21 protein-coding genes, 11 tRNA genes and 2 pseudogenes are annotated in these 21,433 nt (G+C 42.0%); 6 read left to right on the top strand and 28 right to left on the bottom strand.

The genetic code is table 11. The features are described 5' to 3' along the window. Nucleotides 1-67 precede the first annotated feature (67 nt). The gene (locus tag AOX59_RS10075; RefSeq protein WP_068445230.1) at nt 68-520 is read right to left on the bottom strand and encodes a winged helix-turn-helix transcriptional regulator; all 453 of its coding nucleotides are present in this window, start codon (nt 518-520) and stop codon (nt 68-70) included. A 167-nt stretch (nt 521-687) separates the two neighbouring features. Between AOX59_RS10075 and AOX59_RS10080 the strand changes: the two genes are divergently transcribed. Both AOX59_RS10080 and AOX59_RS10085 read left to right on the top strand, forming a co-directional pair. Beyond that, nucleotides 688-1,224: a DUF4242 domain-containing protein gene (locus AOX59_RS10080; RefSeq protein WP_068445232.1), complete on the top strand. Its 537-nt coding sequence runs from the start codon at nt 688-690 to the stop codon at nt 1,222-1,224. Between the two features lie 35 nt (nt 1,225-1,259). Continuing rightward, nucleotides 1,260-2,330 (top strand): acyl-CoA dehydrogenase family protein, encoded by a 1,071-nt coding sequence (locus AOX59_RS10085; protein ID WP_068445233.1) that lies wholly within the window; start codon nt 1,260-1,262, stop codon nt 2,328-2,330. 119 nt (nt 2,331-2,449) lie between these two features. On the opposite strand, the gene AOX59_RS10090 is transcribed toward AOX59_RS10085, so the two are convergent. The 4 genes from AOX59_RS10090 to AOX59_RS10105 are packed head-to-tail and all read right to left on the bottom strand — an operon-like array spanning nt 2,450 to nt 5,569. Continuing rightward, nucleotides 2,450-2,800 (bottom strand): DoxX family protein, encoded by a 351-nt coding sequence (locus AOX59_RS10090; RefSeq protein ID WP_068445235.1) that lies wholly within the window; start codon nt 2,798-2,800, stop codon nt 2,450-2,452. A gap of 43 nt (nt 2,801-2,843) precedes the next feature. Further along, nucleotides 2,844-3,410, bottom strand: a complete 567-nt coding sequence (locus AOX59_RS10095) for an NADPH-dependent FMN reductase (protein WP_068445238.1) — start codon at nt 3,408-3,410, stop codon at nt 2,844-2,846. Between the two features lie 12 nt (nt 3,411-3,422). Then, nucleotides 3,423-4,481 carry an LLM class flavin-dependent oxidoreductase gene (locus AOX59_RS10100; protein ID WP_068445240.1) on the bottom strand — a complete coding sequence of 353 codons (1,059 nt, stop codon included), beginning with the start codon at nt 4,479-4,481 and terminating at the stop codon, nt 3,423-3,425. Between the two features lie 29 nt (nt 4,482-4,510). Next, on the bottom strand, nt 4,511-5,569 hold the full coding sequence (locus AOX59_RS10105) for an LLM class flavin-dependent oxidoreductase (protein ID WP_068445242.1): 1,059 nt from the start codon (nt 5,567-5,569) through the stop codon (nt 4,511-4,513). A 120-nt stretch (nt 5,570-5,689) separates the two neighbouring features. Between AOX59_RS10105 and AOX59_RS10110 the strand changes: the two genes are divergently transcribed. Then, the gene (locus tag AOX59_RS10110; protein ID WP_068445244.1) at nt 5,690-6,034 is read left to right on the top strand and encodes a winged helix-turn-helix transcriptional regulator; all 345 of its coding nucleotides are present in this window, start codon (nt 5,690-5,692) and stop codon (nt 6,032-6,034) included. Nucleotides 6,035-6,113: 79 nt separating this feature from the next. On the opposite strand, the pseudogene AOX59_RS19665 reads toward AOX59_RS10110, so the two are convergent. The 6 genes and pseudogenes from AOX59_RS19665 to AOX59_RS10135 form a co-directional block, all read right to left on the bottom strand. Next, nucleotides 6,114-6,197: pseudogene (locus AOX59_RS19665) on the bottom strand (oxidoreductase); the annotation flags it as partial. A gap of 93 nt (nt 6,198-6,290) precedes the next feature. After that, nucleotides 6,291-6,872, bottom strand: coding sequence for an SDR family NAD(P)-dependent oxidoreductase (locus AOX59_RS20110; RefSeq protein WP_068445246.1), 582 nt, complete (start codon nt 6,870-6,872; stop codon nt 6,291-6,293). After that, entirely contained in the window at nt 6,869-8,314 is a 1,446-nt protein-coding gene (locus tag AOX59_RS10120) for a sodium:solute symporter family protein (RefSeq protein WP_068445248.1), read from the bottom strand. The genes AOX59_RS20110 and AOX59_RS10120 overlap by 4 nt, the downstream gene beginning before the upstream one ends. A gap of 131 nt (nt 8,315-8,445) precedes the next feature. Next, nucleotides 8,446-8,826 carry an alpha/beta fold hydrolase gene (locus AOX59_RS10125; protein WP_068445250.1) on the bottom strand — a complete coding sequence of 127 codons (381 nt, stop codon included), beginning with the start codon at nt 8,824-8,826 and terminating at the stop codon, nt 8,446-8,448. A gap of 126 nt (nt 8,827-8,952) precedes the next feature. Continuing rightward, nucleotides 8,953-9,924 carry an AEC family transporter gene (locus AOX59_RS10130; RefSeq protein ID WP_068445252.1) on the bottom strand — a complete coding sequence of 324 codons (972 nt, stop codon included), beginning with the start codon at nt 9,922-9,924 and terminating at the stop codon, nt 8,953-8,955. Between the two features lie 230 nt (nt 9,925-10,154). Further along, nucleotides 10,155-11,276 (bottom strand): 5-methyltetrahydropteroyltriglutamate--homocysteine S-methyltransferase, encoded by a 1,122-nt coding sequence (locus tag AOX59_RS10135; RefSeq protein WP_068445254.1) that lies wholly within the window; start codon nt 11,274-11,276, stop codon nt 10,155-10,157. Between the two features lie 468 nt (nt 11,277-11,744). On the opposite strand from AOX59_RS10135, the gene AOX59_RS19240 reads away from it, so the two are divergent. Next, nucleotides 11,745-11,999 (top strand): LysM peptidoglycan-binding domain-containing protein, encoded by a 255-nt coding sequence (locus AOX59_RS19240; protein ID WP_082684182.1) that lies wholly within the window; start codon nt 11,745-11,747, stop codon nt 11,997-11,999. Between the two features lie 245 nt (nt 12,000-12,244). Here the strand turns inward: AOX59_RS19240 and AOX59_RS10140 are convergent, their stop codons facing one another. Beyond that, nucleotides 12,245-12,829 (bottom strand): TetR-like C-terminal domain-containing protein, encoded by a 585-nt coding sequence (locus AOX59_RS10140; RefSeq protein ID WP_068445256.1) that lies wholly within the window; start codon nt 12,827-12,829, stop codon nt 12,245-12,247. Nucleotides 12,830-12,980: 151 nt separating this feature from the next. Between AOX59_RS10140 and AOX59_RS10145 the strand changes: the two genes are divergently transcribed. Beyond that, complete coding sequence (locus tag AOX59_RS10145; protein WP_068448263.1) at nt 12,981-13,742, top strand: SDR family oxidoreductase; 762 nt, start codon at nt 12,981-12,983, stop codon at nt 13,740-13,742. Nucleotides 13,743-13,910: 168 nt separating this feature from the next. On the opposite strand, the gene AOX59_RS10150 is transcribed toward AOX59_RS10145, so the two are convergent. The 5 genes and pseudogenes from AOX59_RS10150 to fabF all read right to left on the bottom strand — a co-directional run bounded on the left by AOX59_RS10150 (nt 13,911) and on the right by fabF (nt 18,850). Next, nucleotides 13,911-14,639: a Fic family protein gene (locus AOX59_RS10150; protein WP_068445258.1), complete on the bottom strand. Its 729-nt coding sequence runs from the start codon at nt 14,637-14,639 to the stop codon at nt 13,911-13,913. A 369-nt stretch (nt 14,640-15,008) separates the two neighbouring features. Continuing rightward, nucleotides 15,009-15,134 (bottom strand): hypothetical protein, encoded by a 126-nt coding sequence (locus tag AOX59_RS20480; RefSeq protein ID WP_257720683.1) that lies wholly within the window; start codon nt 15,132-15,134, stop codon nt 15,009-15,011. A gap of 199 nt (nt 15,135-15,333) precedes the next feature. Continuing rightward, entirely contained in the window at nt 15,334-15,810 is a 477-nt protein-coding gene (locus AOX59_RS10155; RefSeq protein ID WP_068445260.1) for an acyl-CoA thioesterase, read from the bottom strand. Between the two features lie 17 nt (nt 15,811-15,827). After that, nucleotides 15,828-17,561 carry a class I adenylate-forming enzyme family protein gene (locus AOX59_RS10160; RefSeq protein ID WP_068445262.1) on the bottom strand — a complete coding sequence of 578 codons (1,734 nt, stop codon included), beginning with the start codon at nt 17,559-17,561 and terminating at the stop codon, nt 15,828-15,830. Nucleotides 17,562-17,615: 54 nt separating this feature from the next. Beyond that, nucleotides 17,616-18,850 (bottom strand): annotated as a pseudogene (gene fabF, locus AOX59_RS10165) (beta-ketoacyl-ACP synthase II). Nucleotides 18,851-19,066: 216 nt separating this feature from the next. Between fabF and AOX59_RS10170 the strand changes: the two are divergent. Then, nucleotides 19,067-20,053: a diaminopimelate dehydrogenase gene (locus AOX59_RS10170; protein WP_068445264.1), complete on the top strand. Its 987-nt coding sequence runs from the start codon at nt 19,067-19,069 to the stop codon at nt 20,051-20,053. 260 nt (nt 20,054-20,313) lie between these two features. Here the strand turns inward: AOX59_RS10170 and AOX59_RS10175 are convergent. From AOX59_RS10175 to AOX59_RS10225, 11 genes are all read right to left on the bottom strand, one after another. Then, nucleotides 20,314-20,395: transfer RNA gene (locus AOX59_RS10175), tRNA-Leu, on the bottom strand. A gap of 14 nt (nt 20,396-20,409) precedes the next feature. Then, nucleotides 20,410-20,483: transfer RNA gene (locus tag AOX59_RS10180), tRNA-Cys, on the bottom strand. Nucleotides 20,484-20,497: 14 nt separating this feature from the next. Further along, nucleotides 20,498-20,572 (bottom strand) — tRNA-Gly (locus AOX59_RS10185). Between the two features lie 6 nt (nt 20,573-20,578). Then, nucleotides 20,579-20,653, bottom strand: a tRNA-Gln gene (locus AOX59_RS10190). Between the two features lie 18 nt (nt 20,654-20,671). After that, nucleotides 20,672-20,747: transfer RNA gene (locus AOX59_RS10195), tRNA-His, on the bottom strand. 13 nt (nt 20,748-20,760) lie between these two features. Then, nucleotides 20,761-20,833 (bottom strand) — tRNA-Trp (locus AOX59_RS10200). Between the two features lie 11 nt (nt 20,834-20,844). Beyond that, nucleotides 20,845-20,929, bottom strand: a tRNA-Tyr gene (locus AOX59_RS10205). An 18-nt stretch (nt 20,930-20,947) separates the two neighbouring features. After that, nucleotides 20,948-21,023 (bottom strand) — tRNA-Phe (locus AOX59_RS10210). Nucleotides 21,024-21,055: 32 nt separating this feature from the next. Beyond that, nucleotides 21,056-21,132: transfer RNA gene (locus tag AOX59_RS10215), tRNA-Asp, on the bottom strand. An 80-nt stretch (nt 21,133-21,212) separates the two neighbouring features. Then, a tRNA-Met gene (locus tag AOX59_RS10220) sits at nt 21,213-21,289 on the bottom strand. A gap of 27 nt (nt 21,290-21,316) precedes the next feature. Next, nucleotides 21,317-21,392, bottom strand: a tRNA-Val gene (locus AOX59_RS10225). Between the last annotated feature and the right edge of the window lie 41 nt (nt 21,393-21,433).

A 21,433-nucleotide genomic window follows, 5' to 3' on the forward strand; every position in this document is an offset into this window, starting at 1 on the left:
AAGATGGCTGCGTACACCATTTTGAGTGTTTTTAGCATTCGATGCCAATCCATTTCCAAGACAGCCTTTACAATGACACTTCTTCCTTCTCACCGTAAGGCAAGACAAGGAGTTCATCTTCCGATACGTTTTCTTCGCAGTGGGAGCAATAATATGCTATTTCCACTTCATGCCGGCAAGTATCATGGACTAATTTTTTGTAGCATTTCTCCAGATGGTTCCGTCCCCAGATCAACAATGAATGAAAGACAGGTTCCAAATCACGGCCGCTCTCCGTCAATGAATACTGATATCTCGGCGGATGGTCTGAGTACAGAGAATTGATAACTAATCCACTGTCTGCCAGGTATTTCAACCGGTCCGATAATAAATTGGAAGAAATACCATCCAGTCCTTTTTTGATTTCATTAAAAGTCGAGGCACCCATCAGGATTTCATGGAGAATCAGCAATGTCCATCTGTCCCCGACGATATTCAATGTCTGCGCAATATTGCATGGCAGATTATAATTAGCTTTCATAATCAATCTGTCTCCTTTGGGCATAAAATATTTTAAAAAAATTATAACATATTTTCAATTTTAAGGTTGATTTTTTGAACTTAGTATAATATGATAACTTATAAATAAATTCTGATTAACCCAATCGGAATTATATGCAAACCTAATATCATGAAGGAGGTCTCATAATGGGATTGTATTTAGTTGAAACGACTTTTGATGGTGAGATTACGGATAAAAATGCGCTGGAGACAAAAGTCAGTGAGGTAAAAGAAACAGTCGGAAAAGATGGCATAAACCTTATTGAAGTTCAGGCTGCCAAAGATTCATCCCGCTCTTTCCTGATTTTTGAAAGCGAAAAGGAAGAGTCAGCGCTGGCAGATACATTAAAAGAAAATGGCGTCAATGTCGATTTGATTAAAGCTGTCCGTATTGTCGGAAAAGATCTGGAAGAAGTGAAAAAGCAATCCGATAAAGTAAATTATCTCGTTCAGTGGAATTTGCCGGAAGATTTGACGATGGATGATTACTTGGCGCGCAAAAAGAAAAACTCGGTTCATTATGCAGAAGTTCCCGAAGTATCATTTGAGCGGACATATGTATGTGAAGATATGTCCAAATGTCTTTGTTTCTATGACGCACCGGATGAAGATGCCGTCAAAAGAGCACGGGAAGCAGTTAAAACACCTATCGATTCCATTACAGAAATTTCAAACGATAAGTAATGGGAAATTATCCCAATTGGAAGGAGAGAGATTTCTTGATGATAAAGGAAAATACAGCTACAGAAATTGAGGCGTTGCCGCTCTATCTTCAAGAGGAACTGAAACCGCTTGTCAGAAAGATTGATGCTGAGCATTATTATCCGAAAGACTTCCTTTCTTCTCTTGGAATTAAAGGCTATTACGCATCCGATTCACTGGAGGAGAAAGACGTCTCTCTCCGCGAATTCCAATTGCTCGAGGAAGTTTCAAAAGTATGTATGACCACCGGGTTTGTACTGTGGTGCCACCTGGCCGCATTAACGTACGTGCGTTACAGTCATAATCAATATTTAACTGAGGAAATCCTTCCGAAATTGGAGGATGGTACAGTTCTTGCCGGCACCGGACTCTCCAATCCGATGAAGTTTTATGCCGAAGTAGAAAGACTGCATTTAAAAGCAGAACGAACAGAAGGAGGATACATTCTTTCCGGCGCCCTTCCTTCTGTATCCAACCTTGCTGAGGGACACTGGTTCGGCGCAGTGGCTGAAGCAGAAAACGGACGGCGCGTGATGCTATTCATCTCATGCGATGCCGATGGGCTTTCGTTAAAGGCAAAAAACAATTATATGGGAATAAACGGAAGTGCGACATACGCCTGCCGCTTCAATGACTGCTTCATCCCCGATGAGTGGGTCATTTCTGAAGATGCGGATACTTTTATTGAACAAATCCGTCCCATATTTTTGATGTATCAAATACCCCTGGGACTGGGCGTCACTGACGCATCCATTCAATCAATACAAAAGGCCCGCAACAAGCAGGCAGGGTGCAACCACTATTTACCGGTTCAAGCAGATGAGCTGGAGAATGAGCTAATGACCCAGCGGCAAAACATCTTTCAGTACATTGAATCAAATACCGGTGAGCTCGAATGGCAGCCATTGGTCCAGTTTCGTCTCGACATGACCTATCTGACTTTGAAAGCCGCAAATGCAAGTATGATTCACAGCGGCGGTGCAGGTTATATGAATGTCAGCAACCCGGCACGCAGACTGCGGGAAACTTATTTTCTCGTCAACCTGACCCCCACTGTTAAACATCTTGAAAAAATACTGGCATCGTAACAAAAGGGCCCCTATCATTCCAGATAGTGGCCCGCTTGATGACTATCTTTTTTAAAAGACACAACGTTATTGTTTTTGGATTTAATCATTATTCATGTATAAGGTCTTGTCTTCTTAGTTTAGTCAAGTACCGATATTAAACTTAAAACCAGTACAATCACACCAAGTACTAATAAAATAAGTGGTATCATCATATCTTTTAATTGGTCTTTTACTTTCATGTGTGTAAAAATTGCTCCAATCATTGTTGCTACAACAAGGAAACTACCAATAACTGCAGATGTCTCGTTCCAAATACCTGCAATTAATAATACTGCTGCGACAATTTCTATACAGCCTGTAAAAATTCGAAACCCTGGTGTATAACCATAATGTTTAAATCCTTCGACCATTTGTTCAGAACCAAATTTCAACAATCCAAACATTATAAACCCTAATCCTAAAATTCCTTTAATACTTATTAATACCATTTTCTCCTCCTCTTTACCCTGAATCGGGTACAATTACTGAATTCTAAAAATTATATTGTGCTTCTTTCGCTTCACGTATGCTCGAATAGGTTTCCGTTAACATGACTGTATCTTCAACCAAACGGTCAATTCGAAATAACACATCATCATTTGTAATCTCTTTCCGATAAAAATCCTTTTCTTCGATAAATACATACGTCTGAACAATTTGTGCCTTCATATAACCCAAAATAGGTTTTACTTGTTGTTCTACGATGAGGTAGTGCTTTGGTGAACCTGCTGTTACAAGCATGCTGACAACCTTATCACGAAATGCGTTAACAGGCAGTAAATCAAATATATTTTTCAATGTCGCGGGTATGGACGCCTGGAAGATGGGCGTCCCGATAATAATGGCATCTGCCGCCATGACAGTTTCTGCGATATATTTTGTATCACCTTTATATTCCCGGTAATCCCGCCCGTCACTAAACTGCACATCGTATTCCGCTAAATCAATAAACGTGAGTTCAGCATCGGGATACTTTTCGGCTGCTGCTTTCATTGTATAGTCCATAGCCGTACTGGTTTTAGAACCGACTTTTGAACCGGATAAACCGACAATTTTCATGTTCTGTGCCTCCTAGTTTTTTGCCGTATATTTTTTTATGGCTGGTAAGATTTCAGTTCCAATTAATTCAATATTTTTCTTTAATTGATCAAATGGCACACCACCAAAATCCATTTGCGCGATATAACGCTGATGGCCAAAAAGTTCATGCTGATATAGCATTTTTTCAATGATTTGTTGTGGACTGCCGATATTCATAACATCCCGTGTGTCTGCTCCTTGTGCAAAGTGCTGTTTCGGATAGCCTTGTCCGTTAATTAGCTGCATTCCCTGATTGACATGAGGGTATACCTCTCTCTGCGCCTGCTGTGTTGTTTCCGCTGCATAGAAGAAACCAGCAGTGGCAATCGGGAGTTCTGAAGGATCATGGCCATTAATTTGTGCTGCCTGACGGTAAGCATCGATGGATCGTTTGAAACTGGTAGCTGGTCCACCCAAAGTAGCCAGAAACATCGGAACACCTGCATAACCCGCCTTAATCGCACTCGCAGGCGGCCCACCAACCGCACGCCAAATCGGCATGGATCCGTTAAGCGGACGCGGAAGAACCCTTGCATTTTTTAAAGGAGCCCGGAATTGCCCTTCCCAATTAACAACTTCCTCTTCATTAATCTTCAACAACAGGTCAAACTTTTCTTCATACAATTCTTCATAATCACGAAGACTATAGCCTAATAAATCAAAGTTACCAACTCTTGATGCACGACCGGCAATAATTTCCGTTCGTCCCTTCGAAATCAGATCAATCGTCGCAAAATCCTCATATACGCGGACCGGGTCCAACGTACTTATAATCGTCGATGAACTGGATAGCTTTATTTTTTCTGTCGCCTGTGCAAGTGCCGATAAAACAACGGAGTGCGCCTGTGTTGTGAAATACTCCTGATGACTTTCACCCACACTAAAGAGGTCGATACCGGCATCTTCAGCCAGCTTGGCCAATTCAATAATTTCCTCAATACGCTGTTGGGTAGAAATTCGCTCCCCAGTTAACGGATTTGGTATGTGATCCCCTAATGTGTACAGGCCGAACTCCATTCCTTTGCTTGGATTGATACGATATTTTTCCATTTATTTATCAACCTTTTCTTTATCATTTTTTACTTCCTCTTTGTCGCTTTTCGTACTGTTGGAACTACCTCCGTTGCATACATCTCGATAATTTCCTGAACCTTTCTGAAAGGAAGATTTCCACTATCAATTTGAGCGATGAATCTCTGATGGCCATATAATTCATACTGATACAAGATTTTCTCTGTAATCATTTGCGGACTTCCTACCATAACAGCATTCTTTATACTGGTTGCTTCGGCAAAACGATCTTTCGGAAAGGAACCCCCTCGAACCTGACTGAAAGTATCATTCAAATAAGGATAAAAATCCCTCATTGCTTTTCGGGAATCCTGATTAATATACATCATCGTTGCCACTGCAACTGGTAGCTTTTCGGTATCATGACCAGCTTCGGTAGCGGCACGTCTATAAGCATTTACTCTTTTCTCAAATACACTGGATGCTCCGAAAAGAGCTGCCAAATGCATGGGTGCCCCCATTCTTCCAGCCTGCATAGCGCTGGAATGATGCTCTCCAACAGCCCGCCAAATGGGCAAGTTTCCTTCCAACGGCTTCGGGAAAATTTCAGCATTTTTCAATGGTGGGCGAAAATTCCCTTCCCATGTAATTTGTTGTTCCTTATTCAGTTTAAGCAACAGTTCAAACTTTTCTTCAAACAACTCATCATAATCGTTCAAATTATATCCGAATAACTCATATGCCCCGTAGCGTGAACCCCGGCCTGCAACAATTTCCGCCCTTCCATCGGAAAGCAAATCCAACGAAGAAAAGTCTTCATACACACGTACAGGATCAGAGGTGCTTAAGACCGTAGAAGCACTGATGAGTTTGATGTTATTGGTGACCCCTGCTATTTTTGCAAGAATGGTTGGAGCAGACGAGGCTACAAAAAGCTTCTGATGGCTTTCACCGACACCAAATACATCCAATCCAGCATCCTCTGCCAGTTTTGCCAACTCCACCATCTCCTGAATCCGCTGATGCTCGCTATACTGATTTTCTGTTGCATGTGGTGATAGAAGATCTCCTAACGTATACAACCCCAATTCCATACTCTTGTTTTGATTGACACGACATTCTTCCATATTCATTTCCACCTTTCTTTCTCTTGGTGATAATGCTATTATAGAGTATATAAAACAATACAGTAAGTACGCACTTATAAGTGCCATAGTATACAAAAAGATACTGTAGGAGGGATAAAAATGGAAAAGGTACCCGAACTTTGTCGTGTAGAAGATGCTTTAGGTATTTTAGTTGGTAAATGGAAGCCTATTATTTTATTACATTTATTGCAGGAAGGTACAAAACGTTTTAATGAGTTGAGAAGAAGTATGCCTGAAATCACCCAGAAAATGCTGACAAAACAATTAAGGGAATTAGAAGAAGAGGATATTATTGAGCGTGTTGTATACCCTCAGGTTCCTCCAAAAGTGGAATATTCCATTACGGAATATGGAAAGAGCTTGGAACCAATTTTAGAAGCGATGCATGAATGGGGTACGAAACACACATTGCATAAAAGACAAAAATTGAATCAAAAAAGGTAATCTTAAAAGGCTGCAATTATTTGCAGCCTTTTCTTGTATTTTAATTAAAACAAACATTCTAATTGAAGAATTAATCCTGTTAAACCGGTCTGACCGTAATTTCATTCACATTTACATAGTCCGGCTGGGTCACGGCGTAAATGACTGCCCATGCAATATCCGTCGTGTGAACCTCTCCACCTAAATCCGAGATTTTGATGGAGCATCCCTTATCTTGAATAAACCACAAAACCCAGCTGTGTCATTCTTTACAGAACTACTGTGCCAAATGAAGGGCAATTAACGAAGACAAGGTCTGTTGTGTCCTTTTTGACAATTCAGGAACTTTTGCCTGGAGTGCCAACCACTTCTTTTCAGAAATGCATTTTTGAATGCCACGAATAAAATAACGGGCACCGATATTATAAGAAGCCGACAAATCCGCATGATAAACTTTTTCTGTCGTAAACGTGGCAAGGTCTTTTTTATTATTTCTTGTCAGTTTTCCGGAACCATCAAATGCAAGCGCACTGGTGTTTCTTGCGTTAATGCGCGAAATACGCATACCCACATAATGCATTTTCCCGGCATTGTTAACATATATATCGACACTTCCAAACGCTTCTTTCGTACGCTCTGCCACGGTGTCTACTTCCTTTTGCTTCGTTATGTCTGTCTTAACACATAGCGTTTTTTCTTCCTGACCAATATCCGCTGCTATCGCTGCAAGCTTTTCCTCGTTTCTTGCAGCAAGCACTGCATTGGCACATGCTCCGGCAAGTTCTTTTGCAATAGCAGTTCCAATGCCGCTGCTTGCCCCTGTCACGATGGCTGTCTTGCCCACTAGTTGTTCTGTCATAAAATACCTTCTTTCCTGTTTACTTTTTCGTTTTGCTTATTTTGTTGTGTGAAAAACGTTACAACCAACAGTATTACGATAGATAATGGCAAACCGATAAAAATAGGGTGTAAACCAAAAGGATGACCTGAAATCTGCCAAATGACAGCTGCGACCAAACCACTCCACATTGAAGCAACACCAGCGGCATTTGTCACCTTTTTCCAAAATAAACCAAACATTACCGGCGCTAATAGGCCTGAGACCGACATCGCAGTTCCGGTTACCATCAGGTTAACCAATTCCGGAATGGTCAAGGCTGCCATAAGCGCAATAACGGATACGGCCAAAACGGACATCTTACTATAAAACAGCATCTTCTGATTATCAAAATGTTTAAAATTCGGTCTGATCATATCGTTAACGATCGAAGACGAGCCAGCTAAAAAGAAAGAGTCTGCACTGGATATAACAGCCGCCAATACGACAACAATCATCACAACCACTAACGAGAATGGAAAAACATCCCCAATAACACCATAATAAATGAGTACCGGATCAATATTTTCCAATCGTAATCCGTATCGGCTGAATACACCGATTGCCACGACAAACGCAGCTGTTAAAATCGCGATAATCATAGAGATCCAATATCCACTCATCGCTGTTTTCAGGCTTTTAGCGGCCCAAACACGCTGCCACAGATCCTGTCTAATAAATTGATAAACGCCTAAGGTCAACAGATATATGTATATCTCACTTGGTTCAATATTCAAAATGCTTAACATGCTTTCCTGATTAACCGAGCTGGCATATTCCGAAATGGTGCCCCAGCCTCCAGCGGCAATTAGCACTGTAATAAACAGGATAACAATGGCCAATGTTTGAATGGTTCCATGGATAACGTCCTGCCAAATAACAGCCTTCAGTCCGCCAAAATAGGTTTTAAATGTTAGCAGTGCCCAGCCGATAAAAATGCCTAACGTCATATTTAACCCGATTGTCAAGTTCAGTATCGTGGCAATCGCAACAAACTGCATCCCGGTCATGGCACAATATGAAAAAAGAATGCTAATAACAGTTGGAATACGTGCTTGTTTACCATAACGCAGGGCAGTATAATCACCCACCGTGACCATATTATGGCTTTCCCCCAAATGTCTGATCCGCTTGAGCAGGAAGGAAGCAAATATAATGACGCAAGAGAGCATCGTGATATTGATCCACTGCTCTCCCATTCCTAATCTGTAACCATTCTCCATATAACCTAATAATGTTGATCCGCCAACGCCCGTTCCGACAAATGTTAATATTATAGGAAGAAGCGAAACGGATCTGCCGGCAACATTATAATCTTCATACGTTTTCGTTTTCCGGTTCATGTATAAAGCCAGCACAAACAGAAAAATAAAGTAAACCAAGACAATGACTGATAATATAATTCGTTCATCTCCACTAAACATACCATTACTCACCTCTATAAAGTCCAATCCGTGCAAATAGAATCATCAATGAAGTCACTTTATAATGGACCTAATATTCAATTCAGGCGCTAATACTTGTTTCTGATTAGCGTTCTATTATGTCAGAGTTTTCAATAACCCTTATTCACCTCATGTATGAACCCTTCCAATATTTCTGTGTATATACCTGGTTGTTCTGAATGAACCAAATGTGATGCAAAAGGAATAATAGATACATGAATATCATCTTTCATTGAGTGATATAATAATGCACCTTTTACTTCAGCTTTCATTCCTTCACCGACTATATACAAAATTGGAGAATTAATACCGTTCAAATCTCTTGTTTCTTCAAATGGATACCAATTTTCATCCTTTGCAACCTCGAGTGCCTGTGTATGTAAAATCAATTGAATCCCCACTTTTCTTTTCCAAAAAAATATAGTGTTCTTCTTACACTTTGCCCGCACCATATATTCAGCAGAATAGAGTTCTTCGTCAGGCTTCCCCATCTATCATTCATCTAAGAAAACACGGTAGTCCCAGAGTCTATCCTTACCATTGTGAATTCGCGTTTTCTAAGTTTAAGCAAGGGAATCCGCACTTGGATCTTCCTTAATTTATTATTAAACGGATACTTATCCAATCATCACGACCAGAAAAACCGAGATGGTAATAACCGAAACGATCGTTGTCGCCAATATATACAAAGGAATCTCACGAACGAGTGTCTGGTACTTTTCAGCAAATACGTAAACAATCGCTCCAGTCGGCAAAGCTGATAAAATAACGACAGATGTTGCCCACAAATCATCATCGATCGGGAAGACGACATATACAAATAAGATTGACAACAGCGGCAGCGCCACTAATTTCAAGCCCAGCAGCGTGATAAGCTCCGACAATTGATATTGCTTATTTTTCACAACACTCCGCTGACCGGATAATCCCAGCCCCAATGCAAATAAAGCTGTCGGCCCGGCAGCAGGACCGAGCGTATCTGTGAATACGTAGACAGATTCCGGGAGCGGAACTTGTGAAACAGCTACGATAATTCCCAATAAAAGGGATGCATTAATCGGATTCAGCAATACAGATTTAGCAATCATGCCTGGAAGCAACCAGAAGCTTGTCTGTTCGCTGTGCTTTTTATTGAGGGCATTTGCTGTCTCAAACGAACCGACAACCAATGTAATGATGACCAAATCATAAATAAACGTGACAATCGCAGCTGGCACGGCAGCTTCTTGCCCAAATGCTGCAACCAGAAGCGGGATTCCCATAAAGCCGGTATTGCCATACGTCGTAATCATACCGTACATGCTGACTTCAGGAAATGGTTTTTTGAAAATGAACTTGAAAATCAAAATCGTCAAGAGAAAGCAGCTAAAGATAATACCCAAATTAGCCAGGATAAAATCCACGTTTAAAATACGGTCCACCGGCGCCGTCGACAATGAAAAGAACAGCAGAGCAGGCAGCGCAAAATAATAAACAAAATTATTGAGCGATGAGGTACTGTTAAATGAAAGCAAGGACAATCGTCCAGCTAAAAAGCCGCACAATATGATAGCAAAAATCGGTATAACGACCTGAAACAATACAATCATCGAATCCCTGCTTTCTACTTAATTAAATGTCGTGTAAGTTTCTATTTTTCTATGTTCCCATCTTCCAAGACAGAAGTTCAAGCAACTTGTTGGTAAGTGCAACAAACCCTTTCCCCCGGTCAGGAAAAGAGTTTGATAGTTATCCTTAATAGAACCGATTGTCGAGGCTCAATGGAAGATTGTCCTTCACCTCTCTGAATAGGATCTATTTAATTATTACTTTCAACCGATTACTCGCCCCAGACTTTTTCTGAGATGTTTTTAATAAGCTCCAGCTTTTTCCACTGGTCTTCTTCGGTTAATTCATTTCCTTCCTCGGTTGAGAAAAATCCGCATTGTGGACTTAAGCAAAGTCGTTCCAGCGGTATATATTGAGATGCTTCATTGATGCGTGCAATGACATCTTCCTCTTTTTCCAATTCAGGTTTTTTCGAGGTTACTAGGCCCAGAACTACCTTTTTATCTCCGGATACATATTGAAGGGGTTCGAACCCGCCTGCGCGGTCGGAATCAAATTCAAGGTAATAGGCATCCACATTTTCGTTTCCGAATAATTCTTCTGAAACAGGGTCATATCCGCCGGAATAATGCCATGTTGAACGATAGTTCCCGCGGCATACATGCGTTGTGACTGTTAAATCTTCCGGCTTGTCTGCAAGAATACGGTTATTCAATTCGACATATTCCTTTGCACGTTCATCTAAATCAATGCCTTTCTTTGCAGCTTTTTCTCTGTAGTCTTTATCACAAAGCACCGCCCAGACAACTTCGTCCATTTGTATGTTTCGGCAACCTGCATCATAAAATGCTTGAAATGCCTTTTTATACGCATTAACAATATCATTGTACAAGTCTTCTTTATTTGGATAATGTTTCTTAGTATTTTCAATGTTATGCGGCTTCTTAATTTCGTATAAGAACTGTACCGCTGAAGGAAATGTTTGTCGCGCCATTACACCTTCAGGAACGATTGACTTTAAGTATTGATAGTCCTCTATAAATGGATGTGCTGAGAAATCTATTTTACCTGTTATATTTGCTGTTTCATTGCGTGTCTCTATTCCTTGAAACTTAAGACCGCTTTCGGTTGTTGCTTTTTCAACACCATCCAGTCCCCACATGAAATCCAGATGCCACCAGCTGCGGCGGAATTCACCATCCGTTACGGATTTAAGCCCGGCTGACACTTGTTTGTCTACTAACTTTTCGATTTCCTCATCCTCTGTTGAACGAAGCTCTTCTGATGATATGTTTCCTTCTTGTACCGCTTCACGTGCATCCTTAATGCTTTTCGGTCTTAAAAAAGATCCTACAATATCATTCCGGAATGGAACTGTTTGTCTGGTTGTCATTTGTTAGCCTTCTTTCTATAAATTACTTTATAAACACATATTTATATTAACATAAAAAGTGCCAGCCCCTCACTGTTCGGAGGTGACTGACACCATTCCTTCTAAAGGTTATTTCTTATAACCGAACTCCGGAATCTACGTCTGTAACCCCATCTCAATGGAGAAATAAGATGGAGGCACTTCAGTAAATGGAGGATTGAGCTATTGTAAAAACTACTCTTAAGTTCAAAGGAATTAATCAGGGCACATGCCTCTTTTTCTCGAATAGGCTATTTGTAAGAAAGAGGTTTTACGGTGCCGAACTATTCACAGAAGTGCTTACCTGGGCTGACGCTTTATACGATCCAAGAAAATGAAAACATTTACCAAATTGTGCAGCAATTTCGTATCCCACTGGAAGCGATTTAGGCTGCGAATCCAACCATTATTCTGCGACATCTATCTGTCGGCGATACGATTTGCCTGCCAATGCAGCAACACTTTTCGGACTGTTCCAATGGTCAAATGTATTTCATTCAAGAAGGGGATTCGTATTATCGCTTATCGCAATATTTTTTCCTGCCATTGGAACTGCTGATTCAGGCTAATCCCAATACTGACCCAAACAATCTGCAAATCGGGCAGGCGATTTGTATTCCGGTTGATTCCACTTTTACATTTTGCTCAACTAACTCAACCACATACCAAATAAAGCAGGGTGACTACTTTTTTATGAAATACTGACATAAACGCCCTTCCCTTTACATGATTTATGGAATTTCGTTCAGTCTAAGAATAAAGGAGGGCTTTAAAATGAGTACTGATAAAGGCAAAAAGAAGAAAAATAAGAATAAAGAGGAATTAAATGCCATGAAAGGCGGTAAAGAACGACATCGCCGAAATCGCTCTTAAATGCTGACTTTAAAAATCAAGGAGTCCGCCACTTGGATATCCTTGATTTTCTTATACTTATAACACAGTACAACCGGTCAGCTATTACGCCTACGAAACGGACTGTTGATGGATAAGATGGCTATCAGTTGCTGATTAAGCTCCCGGATTGATGTTCTGTATCCTTGATTGTGCCATTCAATTAATATGCCCAAGATGGCATTTGTCTGATAGCTGATAAGATAATCTAAATTTATATCCTGTTGTCCCTCCATATATGCTTCATTTACGAATTTCCTCATAAACGACCGAATAGCATCAAACAAGGAATAGTAATACATCATCGGGATGCGTTCATCAAAGACAATTTGGTAAAACTCCTGATATTCCTTTACGTGGTGAAATATTTTAATCATATCTGTTTCGATATTTTCAATATTAAAATTCGTTTTATGATATGGTTCCTCATACGACTGTCTTAAATCTTCAACAATAACTTCAAGGTAATGTTTAAAAAGATCATGAACATCTTTGTAATGCTTATAAAATGTGCCACGGTTAACTTTGGCCATACGGCATAGTTCTGCAATTGTGATAGATTCCAGAGGTTTTGATTTTAATAAAGTTAATAAGGCAAGACGTAAACTTTCCTGTGTTTTTACAATCCGAAGATCATGTTTCAAATTTTTTTCACCCTTTATTGAACACTTGTGAAACTTATCGTTGAACAATCAACACTTATAGCATTTTCCGTTGTTTGTAGTTCTTTTCACTATCCAGTATAATTTTTATTGCACACATGTTCAATAAAAATATTGAGGAGGGAAAATGAAATTGAAACTAAACAACAAAGTAGCCGTTGTTACCGGTGCCGCTTCAGGAATGGGGAAAGAAATAGCAAAATTGTATGCTGATGAATGTGCAAATGTTATTGCAGCCGACTTAAACCTGGATGGTGCCGAAGCAACCGTTAAAGAAATCACTGACAATAATGGCGTGGCCAAAGCAGTACAAGTGAATGTTGCAAAGCAGGAAGATATCGATAACATGATCGATACAGCCATTAATGAATATGGAACGCTGGATATTTTGGTTAATAATGCCGGTATTATGGATGGTTTTGAACCTGTTGGGGATGTTCTTGATGAACGCTGGGACTTGATTTTTGATGTAAATACGAAAGGCGTTATGCGTGCAATGCGCAAAGCTCTGCCAATTTTTCTGGAAAAAGAAAGTGGTGTCATCATTAACACTGCTTCAACCGGCGGATTTAATGGTGCACATGCAGGCGCAGCTTACGGGGCATCAAAACATGCTGTCATCGGAATGACGAAAAATACCGGCTATATGTATGCTCAGAAAGGCATCCGCTGTAACGCCATTGCCCCCGGTGGTGTCGCAACGAATATTGCATCTTCCATGGAGAATGTCAGTCAGTTTGGCATGGAGCGTACCAAACCGGTACAAGCGGTCATGCCAAGAGTCGGACAACCCGAGGAAGTCGCTAAGGCAGCGTTATTCTTAGCATCTGATGATTCCAGTTTTGTGAACGGAACTGTTGTAACGGCTGACGGAGGATGGACTGCTGCATTCTAGCTTACCGATTGGTATATCCCGCATTAACGGCCAGCAAGACCCCCTATTTCAAGGGAACTAAAAAAGACAAGTGGGGGGTCAGCTGTCCCTAAAGGTCCGATTTTTTTCAACCGAAACCTTTCTCTATATTTCAGCACAAGCAGATGGTACTTTGATATATACTCATTGTTATTCTATTGAGCTCAAATACAAATCTAAAGAATCCTCTGTTTCCTTTGCGACTATCTGAATAAAGTCGTCATAATTCTCTTGGGTATGAGCTTTATCCAAGGCTTTGTAATAATCCAATCGATTTTCTACTTTAATGACTATTGGTGGAAAACCATCTTTCATGAGTTCTAAATTTAATAACAAACGTGACACGCGGCCATTTCCGTCGATAAAAGGATGAATCCCGACAAAAATGGCATGCAGCATCGTCCCGCGGGTGATTGGATGCAATTCCCCCGCTTCGTTTTCATACCAATTCATTAGCTGCTCCATTTGTTCTTTAATAAGAAATGGAGCCGGCGGCGTATGTTCAGCACCTGAAATGACTACTTGCTGATCCCGATAAACACCGGCGTATTGATCGTTAATTTCTTTCAATACCAGCCGGTGCAAGTTTCTAATTTGCCATTCTGATAAAAATTCTTGACGTTGGACAATTTCTTCTACATACGTAATCGCATCACGGTGATTAATAACCTCCAGGTGTTCGCGCATCGCTTTCCCGCCTACTGTAATACCTTCCAACACTACTTTTGTTTCCTGTAAGGTTAACGTATTGCCTTCAATTGCGTTTGAATTGTATGTCCATTCAAGCAACAGCTTTTCACGTAAACTTCTTAATGTGTACTTTGGCAAAGGCCGTTTGTCATCAAGACGCTCTTTTTTTTGATCAACTCGCTCAAACATTTCATTTCACCTCTTAAGGTTAACACCAGCATTATAGTTTGATATCGTTTTCCACTGCGTCACCAGCAAACAACAACTTTAACGAAAAACAGCCCTGAGCAAGAGCAAAACAACTATTATTTCAAGTATTATAACATTTTTCCTCGGCTTTTTCGCTCATTTTCATCCTGCCATCATTATATATGACAGACCAATGCTTATCTTCCCTGCAGCATTGGTCTGTATGATAGTCTTTAACTTTAATTCATTCTAAAAACAAACGGTATCAAGTTCATAATCTTCGGAGTGATCGGCCTTGCCCGTCATACAAGTGAAGCACATACCAGTGCCTGTCACACCTGAACCAATCGCCCATATTGGCTGAGAACATTAGATGCAGCCTGCACCATTCTTTTTCTCTTCAGCTGCCGCTAATATACTTTCTTTTAATTCCTTTTTATCCAAGTCACTATCATCCATCTTCTTGATAAACTTATCGATCGAAATGGGTACCATAATTATCCAAAACCTCCTTACAAAGTGAAACTTCAATCAGTGGGGGTTTTCTTTCTTCCCCCACTGATTGTTAGATGAACGAATCGGACATTTACTGGCAGCCATCCCCCACCTAATCTTCATCGTATACGCGAACATTTGAGGTGGGAGTCTGCCAGTTACATGCGGGATAAAAATACATTCAGTCATCGTTTGCACTTTACCTTTCTGCTGTTTTTTGAAGAACAGCATAAATGTCAGGAGCAGCTTTATCCATTCTTGCGGGTTTCCATTCCTTATTGACCCACATATGCATGGTGTTTCCTTTTGCAATCAGCTCACCATAAAGCGCTTCTGTTTCCGCTTCTTTTCCCTTCCCGTGCATGAACTCTTCTTCACTGATTTTTCGCGCTTCATATGCAAACTCCAGCCTGACCGGCGAATAGCTTGCTGCTCGTGTGAAGACAACGATACAGTCATCGTATCCGGCTGATTTTTTATAGCTCACATTGACATCCAGCACCGGCAGTAAAAAACCTAGATTCTCCACCTTGCTGTATGTTAAGCCGTAATGACGCATGCATTCTGTACGGGCGTTTTCAAACCATGTTATATAATTGCTATGGTGTACGACTTCCATTCGATCAGTGTCTTTATACGGTACACGAAATTTTGTCTGATGCCAGACAGTTGTCATATTGGCTCCTCCCTCTACTATTTCCTGGAAATTCTGTCCTTTGCTTGGTCCTGGAGACGGAATTTCTGCACTTTGCCGGTACTCGTCATCGGCCAGTCGGAAGCATCGATAAACCAGACGTGACGAGGGATTTTGAAACGGGCAAGCCTGGCCGAGCACCAGTCAATAATCTCTCTGCGTGTTAACATTTCATTCCCCTTCAATTCAATAAAAGCAGCGCCTGTTTCTGTTGTTAACCTGTCAGGAACACCAACTATATTGACTTGATTGACTGCCGGATGCTGTGAAATAACGACCTCAACCTCACGCGGCGAAACCAGCTCCCCAGATACTTTATACATTTCTTTACTCCGGCCGAGCAGCTGAACATAGCCGTTCTCATCAATTTTTCCAACATCGCCTGTACGCAGCCAGCCGTCTTTATCAATAACTTCCGCTGTTTCGTCCGGCTTATTATAATAACCGTGAGAAACGGTAGCACCCCTTACGGCCAATTCACCGGTGGCCCCTTCCGGCAATGTCTCACCTGTATCTACGTCAATCGTCTTATATTCAACAGTGCTGCCATTGAATTCCGGCAAGCCGCTGACACCGCCAAGTTTAGGACGGCCGACTCTCGTTGAAATTCGCTCCAGCGGATCGCCAATTTCCGTCGTGACGCCAGACGAAGCCACCTCCGTCTGGCCGTAGCCGGTAATCGTTTCGGTCAGACCCAATACCTCAATGGCTTTTTCCCACACTGGGACAGGAGCCGGTGCCGCTCCACACCACATAGCAAAAAGGTGGGATAAATCAAATTCAGAAACTCGCGGATGATTCAATAATGCAACTAGCGTAGAAGGCACACAAAGGTAATCGTTCGCTTTATGCCTCTCCATTAATTGCAATGATTGAAGCGGTGATGCGCCAAGTGCCGAAATGAACGAACCGCCGATAAACGACATGGCAAAAATCGCTTCAATGATCGCAAAGCAGTGATAGAACGGAAGCGGTGCAAATGTGACACGTCCATCTTCAATCGCTCTGCTCATACAAGTCGCGTAACCGCAGCGCAGAAGCATATCATCAGTAAGCATAACCCCTTTTGGGCTGCCAGTTGAACCGGATGTGTACATAATGATAGCCACTTCATCCGGATAACGGGATTTATTCCATCTGTTATGGAGTTCTTTATCAGTGACGGATGCTCCCTGTTCTAAAAATACATCCCACGTCAGAAAACGATCATCAATCTGCGCTGTCTCTTCACATGGCAGGCAAATCACCTGCTCCAATTGACTATTTTTTTGAAAATCTTCATTATCCAGTAATTCAGCAATGACTTTTCCGTGCTGCTTATCTTTTACCTTCTGATGCAGAAGCAGAAATTTTGAATCCGATTGTGTGATGATATATTCAAGTTCATCTTTTGCGAGCATCGAATTAATCGGGATAAAGACCGCACCCACTATGGAAGAGGCAATCATCAATGATGGATACGCCGCATCATTATCCATTAAAACCGCAACGTGCTCTCTTCGTTTTACACCAAGGTTTATGAAAGCTTTCGCATATTGAACCGCTCTATCCCAGATGTCGCCGTATGTATATTCTTCATCATTTATATAAAGATAAGGTCTATTTTGGTAATCGCTACTTGCTTTTGAGAAGTGGCCGGCAATCGTATCACGCGGCCATACCGGAAAACGGGCTTCCAGCGCTTCTCTTCTCCCCGCTGCACTTTGATTTAGAGTAGTTTGATTTGCAGTCATTTCATGGCCTCCTTATTATATTTAAGTCAGTCTTGCCAATCACATTATCGTACACTAAGAATCATATCTTCTAAAGGCGATGACCGCGTTATGTCCGCCAAATCCGAAGCCATTGGATAAGGCCAGATTGATGCTGCCTTCTCCCGCTTCGTTGGAAACATAATCCAAGTCACACTCCGGATCCGTATTTTCCAAGTTAATTGTGGGCGGAAAGATATTTTCTGCCATACTTTTAAGTGTAATGACAGCCTCAGCTCCCCTGCTGCACCAAACATATGCCCTGTCATGGACTTGGTGGAGCTGACTTTGAGACCGTTTACTTGTTTGCCAAATACGTCTTTAATCGCTCTTGTCTCTGAAATATCCCCTGCCGGCGTACTTGTTCCATGGGCATTGATATAATCAACATCTTTCGGATCAGCTTGTGCCCGATCAATCGCCAGCTTCATTGCCTTGGCAGCTCCCTGGTAATCAGGCTCAGTAATGTGATAGGCATCAGTTGTACTCCCGTAACCGACAATTTCACCAAGTATCGGGGCACCGCGCTTTTTCGCGTGCTCATATCCTTCTAAAAACAGTACACCTGCACCTTCCGCCATTACAAAACCATCCCGATTGCTGTCAAACGGCCGTGACGCCTCCTCAGGTGCATCATTTTGCGTTGACATGGCACGCATCTTTGAAAAACCGGCGAAATAAAGCGATGTGATGGTAGCCTCCGCCCCGCCGGCTAAAATCGCATCCGAATAACCATGTGCTATATTCAAATAAGCTTCACCAATCGCGTGATTGCTCGTTGCACATGCGGAGACAGCAGCAAAACTCGGTCCGCGGAATCCGGTTTTGATGGCCGTTAAGCCAGCTGCCATGTTATTAATCATCGTTGGAATTAAAAAAGGCGACACCCGTCTTGTCCCTTTTTCAAGCATTGTTTCATGGTTGCTCAATAAGGTTTGCAAACCCCCGGTCCCGGAGCCTATATATACACCGACTCGATCTTTATCGACAGCTTCCAAATTCAGTTTCGACTGTTCAAGTGCTTGCATTGCTGCCGCATAACCATACTGCGTGAACAAATCATAGCGCTTTAATTCTTTTCCTTCAAGATACTCTTCACCGCTAAAATCATCGATATAGCCCGCAATCCGGGTATTAATATCCGCATAGTCTTCGGATTCAAGTTGTCTGATTCCGGATTTTCCATTTTTAATGTTATCCCACAGCGTTTCGACATCATTTCCCAGCGGTGAAACAACACCCATTCCTGTTACAACAACTCGGCGCTTCAAATGAATTCTCCCTTTCAAAGAGGTTATTTTGATTGATACAATCAAACGCTTTTACCCAGTCTGTATTTTAACATAATATAGAATTCAATATGATTACTGCATCCTTCGTACCCTTCAGACAAATAAAATATTTTCAATAAATGGCTGATTCCTTTATAATTAAAGACATCTTAAGCCATTTTTAAGGTGAACAGTAAAAATGAAGGAGCGATACATATGACTAGTAAGATCAAACTGGGAATTGTCGGTTATGGCAACCTCGGGAAAGGGGCGGTAAAAGCCATTAAAGCGACTGAGGATATGGAACTAATGGCTGTTTTTACCAGAAGAGATCCGGAAACACTCGAACTTGATGACCCAAGTGTCAAAGCTGTCCATATTGATAACGCAAGTGAATACCAGAATGATATTGATGTCATGGTGCTTTGCGGCGGGTCTGCAACGGACTTGCCGGAACAAACCCCACACTTTGCAAGCATGTTCAACACTGTAGACAGCTACGATACACATGCAAAAATCCCGGAATTTTATCAATCAGTCAATGAAGCTGCTGCGAAACATGATACGACAGCTATCATCTCAGTAGGCTGGGACCCGGGTTTATTCTCGCTGAACCGTGTCATAGCTGAGGCGATTTTGCCTAATGGCGAAAACTATTCATTCTGGGGCAAAGGGTTAAGTCAGGGCCACTCTGATGCGGTCCGAAGAGTCGAAGGTGTAAAAAGTGGCGTGCAATACACAATTCCATCTGAAGACGCAATTAAAAAAGTACGCAGCGGTGCCAATCCGGAATTAACAAAATCGGATAAACATCGCCGCGTTTGCTACATTGTTGCTGAAGATGGCGCAGATAAAGCAACGATTGAAGAGACGATCAAAACTATGCCGAACTATTTCGCTGATTATGAAACAGAAGTAAATTTCATTTCAGAAGATGAACTGGCCCGTGACCATTCCAAAGCACCACATGGCGGATTCGTCATCCGAGGCGGAAAAACCGGTGAAAGGAATGACCAGCTATATGAATTCTCACTGACATTAGACAGCAACCCTGAGTTCACCGCAAGCGTTCTGGTCGCATACGCAAGAGCTGCCCACCTGATGAATCAGGAAAAACAATTCGGAGCCAAAACTGTTTATGATGTCGCCCCGGGCTACATTTCACCACGTTCAGCAGAAGAATTAAGAAGAGATTATTTGTAAAGTGGTATTCTAAAAACAATAGGCTGACCCAAAAAGCCATGGTTAAGTGACTTTTTGTGGTCAGCCTATTTTTGTGAAGCTTTTTTGCAAAAAGCATTGTCTGGCCAAAACGCTTCCCCTTTTCTGCATTGTTATCCTTCTTTCGCACGCAACAACTTGTTTCTCATGCATGCCTTCCTGCTGCAATATAAAAATAGACAGGATAATTACTCCTGTCTTACAAGTTTTGAATCACACTATTTTTTTACGTATTGTATCGATACCTGAGGTGGGACTCGAACCCACACGCCCGTAGGCACAGCATTTTGAGTGCTGCGTGTCTGCCAGTTCCACCACTCAGGCATATGCGTTAACTTTGGAGGCGGTAACCGGATTCGAACCGGTGATAAAGGTTTTGCAGACCTCTGCCTTACCACTTGGCTATACCGCCAATAGGAAAGAGAATGGAGCGGAAGACGGGATTCGAACCCGCGACCCCCACCTTGGCAAGGTGGTGTTCTACCACTGAACTACTTCCGCATGAAATGGCTGGGCTAGCTGGATTCGAACCAGCGAATCACGGGATCAAAACCCGATGCCTTACCGCTTGGCTATAGCCCAATAACATTTAAAATGATATGGGGCGACCGGTGGGGATCGAACCCACGAATGCCGGAGCCACAATCCGGTGCGTTAACCACTTCGCCACGACCGCCATAATAAAATTATGGCAGGGGTAGTAGGAATCGAACCCACATCAAAGGTTTTGGAGACCTTCGTTTTGCCATTAAACTATACCCTACTATCAAAAATGGTGGAGGGGGAGAGATTCGAACTCCCGAACCCTGAGGGAGCGGATTTACAGTCCGCCGCGTTTAGCCACTTCGCTACCCCTCCATATAATATTATTCAAAGTGGTGGCTCGGGACGGAATCGAACCGCCGACACACGGATTTTCAGTCCGTTGCTCTACCGACTGAGCTACCGAGCCAACATATGTATGTTTTAATTTTAGTTTTATAATGGCGGTCCGGACGGGACTCGAACCCGCGACCTCCTGCGTGACAGGCAGGCATTCTAACCAGCTGAACTACCGGACCATTATTTTGGTTACACTTTACAGTACTAATGATATTCAACTTGCATTGATGTATATTCGATGCTGTAAGTTGAAATATTTTGGTTGCGGGGGCAAGATTCGAACTTGCGACCTTCGGGTTATGAGCCCGACGAGCTACCAGACTGCTCCACCCCGCGGTATGAAAAAATATTGAATTGAATCAATGGTGGAGGATGCAGGGCTCGAACCTGCGACCCCCTGCTTGTAAGGCAGGTGCTCTCCCAGCTGAGCTAATCCTCCAAGGATAAGTTCAGCCAGTATACATTTTGCGTCAGAATCAT

Origin of the sequence: Lentibacillus amyloliquefaciens (genome assembly GCF_001307805.1) — a bacterium.
Lineage (GTDB): Bacteria > Bacillota > Bacilli > Bacillales > Amphibacillaceae > Lentibacillus > Lentibacillus amyloliquefaciens.

What these genes read in the sequence shown, in the direction of transcription:
- AOX59_RS10135 (WP_068445254.1), bottom strand. Translation starts at nt 11,276, where the DNA reads ATGACAACCAGACAAACAGTTCCATTCCGGAATGATATTGTAGGATCT.
- AOX59_RS10125 (WP_068445250.1), bottom strand. Translation starts at nt 8,826, where the DNA reads ATGGGGAAGCCTGACGAAGAACTCTATTCTGCTGAATATATGGTGCGG.
- AOX59_RS10150 (WP_068445258.1), bottom strand. Translation starts at nt 14,639, where the DNA reads ATGTTTGAGCGAGTTGATCAAAAAAAAGAGCGTCTTGATGACAAACGG.
- AOX59_RS10090 (WP_068445235.1), bottom strand. Translation starts at nt 2,800, where the DNA reads ATGGTATTAATAAGTATTAAAGGAATTTTAGGATTAGGGTTTATAATG.
- AOX59_RS10170 (WP_068445264.1), top strand. Translation starts at nt 19,067, where the DNA reads ATGACTAGTAAGATCAAACTGGGAATTGTCGGTTATGGCAACCTCGGG.
- AOX59_RS10105 (WP_068445242.1), bottom strand. Translation starts at nt 5,569, where the DNA reads ATGGAAGAATGTCGTGTCAATCAAAACAAGAGTATGGAATTGGGGTTG.
- AOX59_RS19240 (WP_082684182.1), top strand. Translation starts at nt 11,745, where the DNA reads ATGCAGCAACACTTTTCGGACTGTTCCAATGGTCAAATGTATTTCATT.
- AOX59_RS20480 (WP_257720683.1), bottom strand. Translation starts at nt 15,134, where the DNA reads ATGGTACCCATTTCGATCGATAAGTTTATCAAGAAGATGGATGATAGT.
- AOX59_RS10095 (WP_068445238.1), bottom strand. Translation starts at nt 3,410, where the DNA reads ATGAAAATTGTCGGTTTATCCGGTTCAAAAGTCGGTTCTAAAACCAGT.
- AOX59_RS10075 (WP_068445230.1), bottom strand. Translation starts at nt 520, where the DNA reads ATGAAAGCTAATTATAATCTGCCATGCAATATTGCGCAGACATTGAAT.
- AOX59_RS10100 (WP_068445240.1), bottom strand. Translation starts at nt 4,481, where the DNA reads ATGGAAAAATATCGTATCAATCCAAGCAAAGGAATGGAGTTCGGCCTG.
- AOX59_RS20110 (WP_068445246.1), bottom strand. Translation starts at nt 6,872, where the DNA reads ATGACAGAACAACTAGTGGGCAAGACAGCCATCGTGACAGGGGCAAGC.
- AOX59_RS10130 (WP_068445252.1), bottom strand. Translation starts at nt 9,924, where the DNA reads ATGATTGTATTGTTTCAGGTCGTTATACCGATTTTTGCTATCATATTG.
- AOX59_RS10080 (WP_068445232.1), top strand. Translation starts at nt 688, where the DNA reads ATGGGATTGTATTTAGTTGAAACGACTTTTGATGGTGAGATTACGGAT.
- AOX59_RS10160 (WP_068445262.1), bottom strand. Translation starts at nt 17,561, where the DNA reads ATGACTGCAAATCAAACTACTCTAAATCAAAGTGCAGCGGGGAGAAGA.
- AOX59_RS10120 (WP_068445248.1), bottom strand. Translation starts at nt 8,314, where the DNA reads ATGTTTAGTGGAGATGAACGAATTATATTATCAGTCATTGTCTTGGTT.
- AOX59_RS10110 (WP_068445244.1), top strand. Translation starts at nt 5,690, where the DNA reads ATGGAAAAGGTACCCGAACTTTGTCGTGTAGAAGATGCTTTAGGTATT.
- AOX59_RS10155 (WP_068445260.1), bottom strand. Translation starts at nt 15,810, where the DNA reads ATGACAACTGTCTGGCATCAGACAAAATTTCGTGTACCGTATAAAGAC.